Genomic DNA, 13082 nt, shown 5'->3' on the forward strand with positions numbered 1-13082 from the left:
CTACCGGTCCCTCACCTCAGCTCTCCGGGCAACGGAACCCGATCGGGTCCAAGATCACGTACCAGTCGCCCTCGGTGGCCTCGGACGAGACCGAGATGGTGACCGGATCGCCCTCGTGCAGGTCGAGGTGGGCGTCCGACAGGCACGCGCTCTGCTCGCTGAGTGAGTACCCCCAGCTCTTCAGGACGGCGGCGTCGGCGTCACCGACCCGGATAGTCAGCCGGCCGGGGCTCTGCTGATAGCCGGTGACCGCCATGGACTTCTTCCACGGGAGGGTGATGGAACGCAGGTGAGCGGGGTCGATGCGCGGCCCGTCGAACGGCAACGACTCCGGCAGCGGCTCCAGCGCGGCCGGGCGCGTCGGGAACGGATACTCGTCCCACGGCACCTCCTGCAGGACGGCGACCGCCCACTGGCCGTGCACGCTGCTGCCGGCCGGCAGTGGTTCCCTGTCTCCGAGGTAGGCGATCCTGACGTGGAACGACATGGGCACGCCGGCCTTCGGCCGCAGTCTCGGATCGCGTTCGAATCCGCCCGCCAGGCCGCCGCTGCGGTACCACTGCGGATCGGTGATCGTCAGGCCGCTCTCGCACGACTCGCCGAAGCCGCCGGCGTGGCCGGTCTGCGGGAACGACAGGTAATGCATGATCGACTTTGGCCCGAGCGGGTCTACGGACGGTCCGTTCTGGACGCACTTGATCGCGATCCAGACCGGCTGGTCGCTGTCCGGCGTCCAGGTGAAGTCGCCTTCGGGATGCGAGAGGTCCTGAACGGGGAAGGCCCGCACGAGCCGCTTGCCACCGAAGTAGGCGGCCCCGGCCCGGGAGAGGGCGGTCGCCGAGGGCGTCGGGGTCGGCTGCACGGGGTGCGGTTGCGCCCGCCGGCCCAGGCCGACGCCGAACAGCACGCCGAGCAGGAGCGACAGCACCACCGCGACCGCCGCCACCGCCGTCGCCGTACGCGTACGCCGGGCCTGCTCGATGCGCGTACGCACACCGGCGACGCGTTCCGTGCCGGGGGTCGTCGTGACCAGGTCGGGCAGCGCGAACGCGGACAGGGTCGGGTCGACGCGCAGTTTCGCGAGGGCCTTGGACGCGTAACCCTTCACCGCGCCGGGCGAGATCTCCAGCACCTGCGCGATCTGCGCCTCGGACAGGTCCTCGAAGTAGCGCAGCACCAGTACCGCCTGCTGCTGGCGGGGCAGTCTGCGGACGGCCCGCCACACCTCGTCGCGGTCGTCGTAGCGGCGCTGCGGCGGGACGTCGCCGGGCCGGTCGGGCAGCGCGTCGCTCGGCTCCTCCGTGGACGAGCGCCGCCCCCACCACGAGTTGTACGCGTTGACCAGGGACTTGCGCACGTACGGTTCGGGATCGCCCTCGATGCGGTGCCAGACCCGCCAGCACCGGGCGTACGCGGTCTGCAGCAGGTCCTCGGCGAGCGCGTGGTCGCGGGTGTACATGTACGCGAGCCGCAGCAGTCGCCCGGACCGGTCTCGGACGAACGCCTCGAAGTCGTCGCGGCCGGCCATCCCGTCTCCCCCTCGGTTCCCTCTGGTAGCCGCATCAGCCGTGCGGTCACGAGAAGGTACCGGCCGACCGCCGCGAAAGGTTGTACGCGGTTTTCCGTCAGCGGGTGGCGGTGTAGACGGTTCCGTCGGGGGCCGTCATCCATACGGAGGCGACCTGCGGGATCTCCATCGACAGCGGGAAGCCGTAGCCGGGGAAGCTCGTACCCACCCTCATCGAGGGGATGCTGTGCTTCGTCCCGGCGGTGTCGATCACGTCGAACTGGTAGACGCCGTCGGCCATCGGCTCCTGCAGCGCCGCGTATGCCCAGTTGGGGTTGCCCTGCCAGAAGAAGACGGTGCCCACCTTGTCGCCGGCCGGGGACAGCAGGGGCGCGGTGGTCAGTTTCCGTGCCTGGGTGGCGGCGGGGATCGGGAGGTGGGTCTGGGCGAGGGTCGTCACCCCGACGCCGGCGCCCGCCGCGGCGATCGCGATGAGGCAGGCGGCGAGGGCGTAGCGCCAGCGGCGGCGCGGCACGGGGCGCGCCGGCACGGGCACGGCCACGGGTGCCGGGGCGAGGCGCGCGAGGACCGCCTCGGCGAAGCCCGGCGGCGGCGCGATCGCGGGCGCGAGTCCGAGCAGCCCGTCCGCGGTACGCGCGAGCGCGTCGGCCTCGGCGGTGCAGTCGTCGCAGCCGGCGAGGTGGTCGAGGACGGCCCGGCGCTCGGCGGCCGCCAGCGTGCCGGTGGCGAACTCGGCCAGCAGCTCGCGGATCTCGGCGCAGCTCAGCTCACTCATCGCCGACCTCCAACCGGTCGCGCAGGCGGGCGAGGCCGAGCCGGATGCGGGTCTTCACGGTGCCGAGGGGCAGGTGGTCGCGCTCGGCGATCTCCCGGGCGGTCAGCCCGTAGAAGTTGTTCAGCGTGACCGCGCGGGCCTGTTCGGGGGGTAGGTGGCGCAACGCGTCGCGCAACCGGTCGGCCTCGGCGACGTCGGGTTCGGCGCTGGGCGATTCGAGCAGCCCGGCCAGGCGTTCGGGATCGATCGGCTGGTCCGTACGCGCCCGCAACGCGTCGATGGCGGCGTTGCGCGTGATGGCGAGCAGCCAGGAGATCACCGAACCGCGCCGGCCGTCGTAGGCGCCGCCGTAGCGCCAGCAGCGCACGAACGCGTCCTGCGCGACCTCCTCGGCCAGCCCGCCCGAGCCGACGATGGTCACCGCCAGGCCGAAGACCCGGCCCTGGTGGCGTCGGACGAAGACGGCGGCCGCGGCGGCATCACCCGCCGCCATGGCGGCCAATAGGTCTTCGTCACTCGCCGGCACCCCAGAATTGTGCGGGTCCGGCCCCGCCCGCGCCACCCCGGGGTGGACGATGCCCACGACCTGCCCGTCGACCGGCCCGTCCCCCGCGGCCGGGCGCGGCGCCCCCGCCATGCCGGGCGCCGCGCGGCCGCCGGACAGCAACCCCGCCGGTCGGCGGAGCCGGTTCGGCACCGCCCCCGGTGCCCACTGCCGGTACAGCTTCCTCACCCCCGGTACGTGTCCCCGACGCCCCGGATCCGGACATGCCGCGCCACCTGGCCACAGAGGCGGACACGCCCGAGCATTCCGATGATCATGTAACCTGCCGGATGCGTCATAGGTATATACCGCCGCCGGGGCCCGCCGGGATCTGCTGGCGCGCACCCGCGTGAAAGACGATGATCGCAAGTGACTGCTACGCACGGTCGACGCGACGATTCCCGGCGACCGACAACCGGAAAGCTTCCATCAGACAGGGAGATCCGCACATGACGACGGAGCCGGCCGCGCAGGCGCCGAAGGCTTCTCCGGGCGGGGCACCGGTGTTGAAGCACAGCCCGTGGCTGGTGCTCTTCACGCTGTGCCTGGGCTTTTTCATGATCTTGCTGGACACCACGATCGTGAACATCGCGATCCCGGACATGATCGACAAGCTCGACGCCTCGCTCGACCAGATCCTCTGGATCATCAATGCGTACATCCTGGTGTACGCCGTACTGCTGATCACCGCGGGCCGCCTCGGCGACCTCTACGGCCCGAGACGGCTGTTCATCATCGGCCTCGCGGTCTTCACGCTCGCCTCGGCCGCCTGCGGTCTGGCCCAGAACCCGAGCCAGCTCATCGTCTTCCGGATCATCCAGGGTGTCGGTGGCGCGCTGCTCACACCGCAGACCCTCTCGGTGATCACGGTGATCTTCCCGCCGGAGAAGCGGGGGGCCGCCTTCGGCCTCTGGGGCGCGGTCGCGGGCGTCGCGACCGTGGCCGGCCCGACCCTCGGCGGCTGGCTCGTCACCAACTGGGACTGGCGCTGGATCTTCTACGTCAACGTCCCGATCGGCATCCTCGCCCTGGTGCTGGCCGTGATCGTGATGCCGGAGCTGAAGCTCAACCGGCAGCACAAGCTGGACATCGTCGGTACGCTGCTCGCCACCGTCGGCCTGTTCCTGCTCTGCTACGGCCTGATCGAGGGCCAGTCGCACGACTGGGGCAAGGCCTGGGGCCCGATCACGATTCCGATGATCATCGGCGCCGGCGTGGTCGTCCTCGGCCTCTTCTTCTGGCAGCAGTACGCCAACCGCAACGGCGAGCCGCTCATCCCGTTCAGCATCTTCAGCGACCGCAACTTCTCGCTGATGAACTGGGTCGTCTCGGCGATCTCGTTCGGCATGCTGGGCCTGTTCCTGCCGCTGGTGATCTACCTGCAGTCGGTGCTGGGCCTGACCGCGCTGCAGGCCGGCCTCACCACCGCGCCGATGTCGCTGGTCTCCATGGTCGTCGCGCCCATCGCCGGCCGGATGGCCGACAAGCTGGGCGGCAAGTACATCCTGTTCTTCGGCCTCTGCCTGTGGGTGGTCGGCCTGAGCCTCGTGGTGTACTCCGCGCAGGTCGACTCCAACCGGGGCGACCTGATCCCGGGCCTGCTCGTCGCGGGTCTCGGCCTCGGCTGCACGTTCGCGCCGCTGCAGACGATCGCGATGCGCAACATCCAGCCGCAGGTCGCCGGGGCCGCCTCGGGTCTGATCAACACGACCCGGCAGCTGGGCGCGGTCATCGGCTCGGCCGCGGTCGGCGCGCTGCTGCAGTCGCAGCTCGCCACGCAGCTGACCGACAAGGCCACGGCCAACGCCGCCGGCCTGCCGCCCGAGGCGCAGAGCCGGTTCGTCGAGGGCTTCGCCAACGCCGCGTCCTCCGGCCTCGAGGTCGGCGCCGGCCAGAGCGGCGCCCAGCTACCGCCCGGTACGCCGCAGAACATCATCGACCTCGCACTCAAGACGTTTCACGAGGCGTTCACCGCGGCCATGCGCAACACGATGATCCTGCCGCTGACGGTCCTGGCGATCGCCGCGCTCAGCGTCCTGTTCGTCAAGCGGCGCAAGAAGAACGGTACGCAACCGGCCGGTGAGGCGGCCGCCTCGGACACCGCCACCGCCCACGCCTGATCCGTCGGGCTTGATCCCGTTTGGATCAGGGATTCGCACGTAATCTTGGACCAAGATTCGGGTGATTTCCCTGATCCAGGCGGGATCTTGGCGTCTCGGAGCGGTAGCTGTGGCCCAGTTCCCGGCCCAGCCCGAAGTAGTGCCGGAAGTTGTAGATCAGCGGATGCCAGCGGGCCGGGTCGACGTGCTGCGTACCGGGGATGACGAGGGACGGGTCGGCGTGCACGGTCAACACCCGGGCCTGCACGATGAAGAAGCCGTCGGCGGCCGCCCGGTCGATCCGCTCCGTACGCGCCTCCAGCTGCAACGGGCATTCGGCCACCCGCGGCGGGCGTACGCTCACCGACGCGATCGGCGCGAGTCCCGCCGCGCCGAACTTGTCGCGTACGTGGCGGTGGCTGGACTGCTTGCCGGCCGGAACCGGATCCGCGCCGGTCAGCGGGGCGAGGCGTTCCACCGCCGCCCACTGGCCGGCCCCGGGCAGGTTGACCACGAGGTCCGGCCTCTCCGCCAGGTTACGGGCCGTGTGGCCGTCCTCGCCGAGGCCGAGGACCAGCGTCCAGCCGAGCGCCCAGGCCGACGAGATCGGCGCCAGGTTCGCCGAACCGTCGGAGTTCTCGGTCGACAGCAGCACGACGGGCGTACCGAAGTAGAGGATGCGCGGGGTGATCATCACGACCGCGACAATAGGTTCGCGACGGTTCGGTGGCCGCCGAACCGTGGCCGCGAGAGGATCGGCGGATGAGCTCGCCCGACCTCGCCGCCTTCGCGTCCCTGCTCGCCGACCGGACCCGCGCCAGTTTCTGCCTGGCGCTGCTCGACGGCCGGGCCTGGACGGTGTCGGAGCTGGCCCGGATGGCGGCGGTCACCCCGTCGACGGCAACGGAGCACGTGCACAAACTCGTCGGCGGCGGGCTGCTGGCCGAGGAGCGCCAAGGCAGACACCGCTACGTACGCCTGCGCGACGCCGACACCGCTCAGCTCATCGAGACGCTGGCGCAGGCGGCACCGGTGTCGGCCCGCCGGGTGACCGGGCTGGCCGACGACCGGCGCCGGCACGCGCTCGCGTACGCCCGGACCTGCTACGACCACCTCGCGGGGGCGCTCGGGGTGAGCATCACGCGGGCGATGACCCGGCACGGCTTCGTGACCTGGACCGACGGGCCGGCGTTGACGCCCACGGGCAGCGCCTGGCTGGCCGAGCTGGGGGTGAAGGTGCCCGCGCCGACCCGGCGGCCGCCGCTGCGGCCGTGCCTGGACTGGACCGAGCGGCAGCCGCACCTGGCGGGGGCGGTCGGCGCGGCGCTGTGCGACCACCTGCGGGCGGCAGGCTGGGTGGTGCCGATCGGCACGGGCCGTGCCCTCGCCGTCACGGACGCGGGACGGGCCGCCCTCACCACCTGGGACGCCCTCCCCTGACGCCCGGCCCCGCGATCGATCAGACCGCATTCGAACGCAGTGGGCGGGTCAGCGTACGAGCGGGGGCAGTCCCGCCAGCCCGAACAGGTCCGGGTCCAGGTACGCCGACACCCGCGTGACCCCGCGCCGGCCGACGGTCAGCACCTGCAGCGCATGCGCCCGGAACACGTCGCCGTCGCGCAGGTACGTGGCGAACGCGGGCTGGCCGTTGGCGTACGTGGGCTGGAGACGGTGCACGCCGCGGGCGAGGATGCGGCTGCCGAGGAAGCCGACGACCGCCCGGCGGCCCGCGTACCAGGTCGGCAGCGGCGGCATCTCCCAGACCGCGTCCCGGCTGAGCAGCCGCGTCAGCTCGGCGACGTCGGCGTTCTGGAACGCGGTCGCGTACCGGTCGAGCAGCGTGCGCTGGGCCGGGTCGGTCGGCTCGGCGAGTTCGTCCGGATCGGGGGCGACCTCGTCGAGCTGGGCCCGGGCGCGCTGCAACGCGCTGTTCACGGCGGCCGTCGTCGTTCCGAGCAGGTCGGCGACCTCGTTGGCCCGCCACGCGAGCACCTCGCGCAGGATCAGCACCGCCCGCTGGCGCGCCGGCAGGTGCTGCAGCGCCGCGACGAACGCCAGCCGCATCGACGCCCGCCCCTCGGCGACCACCGCCGCGTCCGCGAACGCGCCGTCGGGCGCCGGCCCCAGCCACGACACCTCCGCGGCGGCACCCGCGGGTGGTGCCGCCGGGTCGGCCGGTGCGGCCAACCCGGACGGCGTCACCCGGCGGCCGTTGCCCGCCAGTTCCTTGAGGCACAACCGGCTCGCGATCCGGTACAGCCACGTGCGAATCGATGACCGGCCCTCGAAGCCCGCGTACGCGCGCCAGGCCTGCAGGTACGTCTCCTGCACCACGTCCTCGGCATCGTGGATCGACCCGAGCATCCGGTAGCAGTACGCCAGCAGCTCCCCCCGGTACGCCTGTGCGCGTACCGTGAACTGCTCCGCGTCGGAGGGGCGGCCGCCGGGCAGGACGGCGCTGCTCATGACGCGGGCCAGATCATGACGAGCATGGCGGCGGCCATCACCGAGTGGGCGGCGTGGGTCAACCGGTCGACCGGCCGCAGCCCGGACCGCAGGCCGAGACCGACGAAGGTCAGGCCGGCGGCGGACAGCGCGACCAGCAGCAGCCAGCGCAACGGCTCCGAGTAGATCACGGCGATCTCCGCTCAGTGGTGATGGTGGCCGTGCGCCGCCGCGGCCGTCCCGTACGTGTCGTGGTACGGGAACTGGTTGACGTAGTTCCGCCGGCCGAGCGGGGTCAGGTCGAGATAGTGGTACGTGCTCAGCAGCACCTCGGCCCCCCGTCCATAGGTCGAGTACGCGTGGAACACCTCCCCCGCATCGTCCCGGACGAAGACGCTGAGCGCCTGGGCGTCCCCGGCGACGGCGTACCCGAGGTTCTCGGCCTCCATCGTGGCCTTGTCCTTGTAGTTGTATTCCACCGGCGCGACCGATTCATCGTTGGTGACGTGGAAGTCGTAGTTGAAGCTGCTGCCCGCCGACGAGTACCACGGCACCGTCCAGCCCATCCGCGTACGCCACGCGTCCAGCTTCGCCAGCGGGGCCCGGGAGATCAGCGCGAACGTGGTGTCGCTGTAGTGCAGGTGATCGAGGCGGCCCACGTTGTCGACCGCGTACGAGCAGCTGGGGCAGCCTTCCTCCCAGTCCGGGTGGAACATGAAGTGGTAGACCAGCAGCTGGCGGCGGCCCTCGAACAGGTCCGCCAGGGTGGCCTCGCCCGCGGGTCCGGTGAAGCGGTAGTCCCGGTCGACCGGGACCATGCCCAGCGCCTGCCGGCGGGCGGTCACCGCGTCCGCGGCCCGCATGACGGCCTTCTCCTCGGCGAGCAGGTCCAGCCGGGCGGCCAGCCACTCGTCGGGGGACACGATCTGCGGAAGTGTCATCGTCTTGCCTTCCTCTCGTGGACGGCTGCGTACCGTCCACGGATATAGAGGAGGAAAGGACCGGAAACTCATCGGCGGCCCGGCCGCCGGGGGCTTCAAAAGAACTCGTCGAGCAGCCGGTAGAACTCGATCTTGACCGGATCGGCCGCCACCCCGTACGCGGCCAGCAGTTCCGCGAGCGGCACGGTGACGTCCAGTCCCCGGTCGAACGGGCAGTCCGCGACCGGCACCGCGTGCAGCCGCCGGGCGAAGCCGCCCAGCGCCCGCGCGGCCCGCACGTCGGTGCGCAGGGCCGAGGCGGGCAGGCCGGGCAGGGCCGCGGTCACCAGCCGGCCCGGCCGGCACTCGAGCACCTCGGCGGCCGGGATACCGTTGCGGCGCAACCATTCCAGGCGTACGCCCTCGATCGTGAGATCCTCGTCGGCCGACTCCTTGGTGAAGGTGGTGGCGTCGCGGGTGACGGTGGCACCGGACTTGCCGCCGAGGACGATCTCACTCATCGGCCCAGCATCCCACCCGCCCTGTACACACCTGCCCAGGTACGCCACTGCCCAGGTACGCCACTGCCCAGGTACGCCGCCCTCAGGTACGCCGCCCTCAGGTACGCCGCAGCAGCAGGACGGTGACGCCCTGGAAGTGTTCCTGCCGTTCGAGCGTGTAGTGGTTGCGCAGCTGTTCGGCGAGCTGACCGCCGCCGAGCATCGTGTGCCACTGCTTCGCGGGCGCCTCGATCCCGCTGACCACCCACAGGCGGGTCACGTTCCGCAGCGCCGCGGCGGCCGTCGCGTCGTCGTAGTCGAGGGCGTAGTAGGAGCCGTGCTGCCGCGCCGACTGGCGCATCAGCACGTCCACGGGCCGGCGCTGCGGCAGGTAGAGGCCGGTCGCCAGCCGCGAGACGTTCTGCTGGGGACCGCGGTGCAGGATCCCGTCGCCCGGCGCCTGCCCGGCCGAGATGGCCGCGAACGCGCGGCGCAGGTCGGGATTGCCGGCCAGCGTGTCCACCCGGAACGCGGCGTGCGCGGACAGTCCGAGGACGAGGGCTCCGGCGACCAGGGCCGCGCCGCTCCAGCGGCCGCCGCAGGCCCGGGCGGCGAGCAGGCACCACGCGGGCGCCGTGAACAGCAGGTAGCGCGGATGCAGCATCGGGGAGGCGTACGACACCGCGAAAAGGACAGCCGGCGGGACGAGTGCCCACGCCGCCAGCAGCGCCGTCACGCGGTCCAGCGCCGGGCGGCGGATCACCGCGACCCCGGCCAGCAGCCCGCCGAGCGCGGCCGCTCCCAGGATCTCGCCGGGCAGCAGCGGCAGCCGGGTCCAGGTGGGCGTACCGAGCCAGGCGACCTGGCCGGTCTGCCCTGAGGCGACCAGTACCAGCGGGGCCAGCGGCAGCAGGCCGACGAGTACCGCACCGCCCCACCACCACCGCCGCCGATGCCCCACCATGTACGCGAAATGCCCGGCGAGCAGCATGATCGCCATCAGGTGCGCGCCGATGAGCAGCGGGATGGTGCACGCGTACACCAGCCAGCGCTGCCGGATCCCGTCGGCCGCCCAGAGCAGGGCGAGCGTCGACACGACGGCCGCCAGGACGGCCAGACCGTAGGGCCGGGCGTCCTGGGCGTACCGGCTCACGGCCGGCAGGACGGCGAACAGCAGACCCGCGATCAGGCCGGTACGCGTGTCCACCAGCCGCCGCCCGAGCACCACGATCAGGGCCGCGGTGAGCACGGTCGCCACCAGCGTCGGTACGCGCAGCGCCAGCGGCGACGCGCCGGCCAGCCGGGTCCAGGCGTGCATGAGGAAGTAGTAGGGCGCGAAGACCGCGTCCACGTCGCGCAGCACCGGCAGCAGGTCACGGACCGGCAGCGTGGCGGCGTACCAGGTGACGACCTCGTCCTGGTCGAGCTGGCGGCCCAGCCCGGGCAGGCCGGCCGCGACGGTCGCGAGGGCGGCGGTCGCGGGCGCCGCGGCCGGGTGCGACCAGAAGCGCAGGCGCAGGGTAACCGCAGGCCGAGCCGCGATTGTGGCGATCATGGCTCGGCAGGCTACGGCATACAAGATCACCTATAGCGACCAGGTAAACAAAGTCCATTTCCCCCGCTCGCCAAGATCCGGTTTGGATCAGGGATCGCCACGTAATCTTGGCCCAAGATTCGGGTGTTTTCCCTGATCCAAACCGGATCTTGGCGCGGCAGCGCCGAGGCGCGGCAGCGCCGAGGCGCGGAGCGCGGTGGTGAGGGGAAGCGGGGGTCAGCGGAAGAGGGCGGGGACGCTGCCGGGGCAGATGATGCCGAGACGCTGGGTCGAGCGGGTCAGCGCCACGTACAGATCGCTCAGCCCGCGCGGCGACTCCTCGACGATGCCCTCCGGATCGACCACGACCACTCCGTCGAACTCCAGTCCCTTCGCCTGGTGCACGGTCAGCAGCACGATCGGGTGCTCCAGCTCGACGTCGGCGCCGACCGCCGCGTTCGGCAGCGCGTGCACCGCCTCGGCCAGCCGGCCGGCCGGCAGGATCACCCCGACCCGGCCGCCGTCGGCCTCCGCCACTTCCGCCTCGACCGCCTTCACCAGGTACGCCGACAGCGACGCCTCGTCCACATCGGACAGCCAGGGGGCGGTGCCGGCGTCGCGTACCGAGCGGGGCGGGACCATCGCGGGGTCGATCGCGGTCAGTACGCGGGCCGCCACCTCCATGACCTCGGCCGGCGTGCGGTAGTTGACGGTCAGCTCGGCGAGCCTCCAGCGGTCGGCGACGTAGGGTTCCATCATCTCGGCCCAGGAGCCGGCCCCGGCCAGCTCCGACGTCTGGGCGAGGTCGCCGACGACCGTCATCGACCGGCTGGGGCAGCGGCGCATGAGCAGCCGCCACGCCATCGGCGACAGTTCCTGGGCCTCGTCGACGATGACGTGGCCGAACGCCCAGCGCCGGTCGGCCGCCGCCCGTTCGGCCGCGGTCAGCCGCTCGGTCTCCTCGTGCCGCTCGCCGAGCCGCAGCGCCCCGATGACGTCGGCCGCGACGAGGATCTCCGGATCGATCTCGTCCTCCAGGTCGATCGACCGGGAGCCGTGCAGGATCTCCAGGGCGCCCTCCGCGTACGCGTTGCGCTGCCGCCGGCGCACCTCGGCCAGCAGCACGGCGTCGCGGTCGTCCTCGCCGAGCAGTTCCGCCGCCTCGTCGAGCAGCGGTACGTCGGCCGGGGTGAAGCCCTCGCCGCGTTCGCGCAGCAGCAGCTCGACGTCCCCGCCGGCGGCGGCGAGACGGTCGGCCGACGCGTACAGGTCGGTGAGGAGCTTCTCGGGGGTGAGCGTCGGCCAGAGCCAGTCGAGCGCGGTCTGGAACCCGGGCTCGCCGCGCAGCTCGCGGCGGAACTCGGCGAGGTCGGCCTCGTCGAGCAGGTGCGGGTCGCCGGGCGCGTCGCCGCCGCCGAGCGGGTCGTCGGCGTAGGGGTCCAGGCCCACGTCCTCGCTGTAGGCCAGCGAGAGCGCGAAGACGAGCTCGTTCTCGAAGGTCGCGCGGGCGAGGTTGTGCGGCTTGCCGGTGGCCCGCGCGCGGGCGCGCGCGTCCTCGCAGGCCGCGCGCTCCAGGCGGATCGTGTCGTGGTGCAGCGAGTCCTGGTCGATGGGGATGTCCAGGTAGGTCTCGGGCGCGCGCTGCCGGTCGCGGATCGCCGCGGTCAGCACGTCCACCATCTCCAGGCGGCCCTTCAGCGCGGCCGCCGCGGGACTCTCGGTCCGCGTCGCCGTCACTCCCGGGAACAGTCCCCCGAGCGTCCTCAGCAGTACGCCGGTCTCCGCCAGCGAGGGCAGCACGTGTCCGATGTAGCGCAGGAAGGTCTCGTTGGGACCGAGCACGAGGACGCCCCTGGTGGCCAGCTCCCGCCGGTGCGTGTAGAGCAGGTACGCCGCCCGGTGCAGCGCGACGGCCGTCTTGCCGGTGCCCGGGCCGCCCTGCACGACGAGGACGCCGTTGACGTCGGCCCGGATGATGCGGTCCTGCTCGGCCTGGATGGTCTCGACGATGTCGCGCATCCGCCCGGTACGCTTCGCGCCCAGCGCCGCCAGCAGCACGGCTTCGCCGGTCAGCCCGTCGTGCTTCGAGGCGGCGGCCTTCTGCGCGAGGGCGTCGTCGAGGTCGAGCACCTCGTCGTCGAGGTCCACCACCCGCCGGTCGCGCGTACGCAGGTGCCGCCGGCGGCGTACGCCCTCCGGAGCGGCGGCGGTCGCCAGGTAGAACGGCCGGGCCGCCGGGGCCCGCCAGTCGATGAGCAGCGGTTCGAGATCGCGCTCCTCGTCGAAGATCCCGATGCGGCCGATGTAGCGGGTCTCGTCGCCGGTGAAGTCCAGGCGCCCGAAGCACAGCCCGTCCTCGACCGCGCCGTACTGCGCGACCTGGTCGGCGTACAGGGCCACCGCCCCGTCGCGCTCGGTACGCTCGCCCGGCGTCCCGCCCGTACGGCGCAGCGCCTCGGCGAGCCCGGTCGCCGAGCGTTCCCGGAGCCGGTCGAGCTGGCCGTAGAGGGTGGTGAGGTGGGCCTGCTCGTGCTCGATCTCGTTCGTCATCTCGCCTCGGTGTGTCGCTGGGCTGGAAGTCACTGGGCCGGACCTTGACAAACCCGCCTCCGATGTGTCACTGTGGCAAGCGCGGTTGACGCTTGCCGTCTACCAGCGTGCCCTCATTCGGTTGTACCGGAATACGATACCGGCGCCCGGCACTCCTCGGCAAACCCGTCTTCGCACCTTCGCCCTC

12 protein-coding genes are annotated in these 13082 nt (G+C 72.1%); 2 read left to right on the plus strand and 10 right to left on the minus strand.

What is annotated here, in order from left to right:
* Positions 1–16: 16 nt before the first annotated feature.
* From G401_RS56290 to G401_RS0131215, 3 genes are all read right to left on the minus strand, one after another.
* The gene (locus G401_RS56290; protein ID WP_064741896.1) at positions 17–1528 is read right to left on the minus strand and encodes a SigE family RNA polymerase sigma factor; all 1512 of its coding nucleotides are present in this window, start codon (positions 1526–1528) and stop codon (positions 17–19) included.
* Positions 1529–1625: 97 nt separating this feature from the next.
* A complete protein-coding gene (locus tag G401_RS53565) occupies positions 1626–2303 on the minus strand; it encodes a zf-HC2 domain-containing protein (RefSeq protein WP_027345583.1) in 678 nt (225 codons plus the stop codon).
* Positions 2296–3036 (minus strand): RNA polymerase sigma factor, encoded by a 741-nt coding sequence (locus tag G401_RS0131215; protein ID WP_211240892.1) that lies wholly within the window; start codon positions 3034–3036, stop codon positions 2296–2298. Before G401_RS0131215 ends, G401_RS53565 begins: the two co-directional genes overlap by 8 nt.
* A gap of 260 nt (positions 3037–3296) precedes the next feature.
* Between G401_RS0131215 and G401_RS49655 the strand changes: the two genes are divergently transcribed.
* Positions 3297–4967, plus strand: coding sequence for a DHA2 family efflux MFS transporter permease subunit (locus tag G401_RS49655; protein ID WP_051367398.1), 1671 nt, complete (start codon positions 3297–3299; stop codon positions 4965–4967).
* A gap of 25 nt (positions 4968–4992) precedes the next feature.
* Here G401_RS49655 and G401_RS49660 read toward each other — a convergent pair whose 3' ends face one another.
* A complete protein-coding gene (locus G401_RS49660; RefSeq protein WP_051367399.1) occupies positions 4993–5640 on the minus strand; it encodes a flavin reductase family protein in 648 nt (215 codons plus the stop codon).
* Between the two features lie 68 nt (positions 5641–5708).
* Between G401_RS49660 and G401_RS0131230 the strand changes: the two genes are divergently transcribed.
* Positions 5709–6386: an ArsR/SmtB family transcription factor gene (locus tag G401_RS0131230; RefSeq protein WP_027345585.1), complete on the plus strand. Its 678-nt coding sequence runs from the start codon at positions 5709–5711 to the stop codon at positions 6384–6386.
* Between the two features lie 48 nt (positions 6387–6434).
* Here the strand turns inward: G401_RS0131230 and G401_RS0131235 are convergent, their stop codons facing one another.
* The 6 genes from G401_RS0131235 to G401_RS0131260 form a co-directional block, all read right to left on the minus strand.
* Positions 6435–7412 carry a sigma-70 family RNA polymerase sigma factor gene (locus G401_RS0131235; protein ID WP_034593698.1) on the minus strand — a complete coding sequence of 326 codons (978 nt, stop codon included), beginning with the start codon at positions 7410–7412 and terminating at the stop codon, positions 6435–6437.
* Positions 7409–7582 carry a hypothetical protein gene (locus G401_RS56295; protein ID WP_157546615.1) on the minus strand — a complete coding sequence of 58 codons (174 nt, stop codon included), beginning with the start codon at positions 7580–7582 and terminating at the stop codon, positions 7409–7411. The genes G401_RS0131235 and G401_RS56295 overlap by 4 nt, the downstream gene beginning before the upstream one ends.
* A 12-nt stretch (positions 7583–7594) precedes the next feature.
* A complete protein-coding gene (locus tag G401_RS0131245; RefSeq protein WP_027345587.1) occupies positions 7595–8332 on the minus strand; it encodes a DUF899 domain-containing protein in 738 nt (245 codons plus the stop codon).
* Positions 8333–8427: 95 nt separating this feature from the next.
* The gene (locus tag G401_RS49665) at positions 8428–8832 is read right to left on the minus strand and encodes a phosphotransferase (protein ID WP_051367400.1); all 405 of its coding nucleotides are present in this window, start codon (positions 8830–8832) and stop codon (positions 8428–8430) included.
* Between the two features lie 97 nt (positions 8833–8929).
* A complete protein-coding gene (locus G401_RS0131255; protein WP_027345588.1) occupies positions 8930–10366 on the minus strand; it encodes a glycosyltransferase family 39 protein in 1437 nt (478 codons plus the stop codon).
* A 216-nt stretch (positions 10367–10582) separates the two neighbouring features.
* Entirely contained in the window at positions 10583–12895 is a 2313-nt protein-coding gene (locus G401_RS0131260; protein WP_027345589.1) for a HelD family protein, read from the minus strand.
* Positions 12896–13082 lie beyond the last annotated feature (187 nt).

Origin of the sequence: Hamadaea tsunoensis DSM 44101 (assembly GCF_000428945.1) — a bacterium.
GTDB lineage: Bacteria > Actinomycetota > Actinomycetes > Mycobacteriales > Micromonosporaceae > Hamadaea > Hamadaea tsunoensis.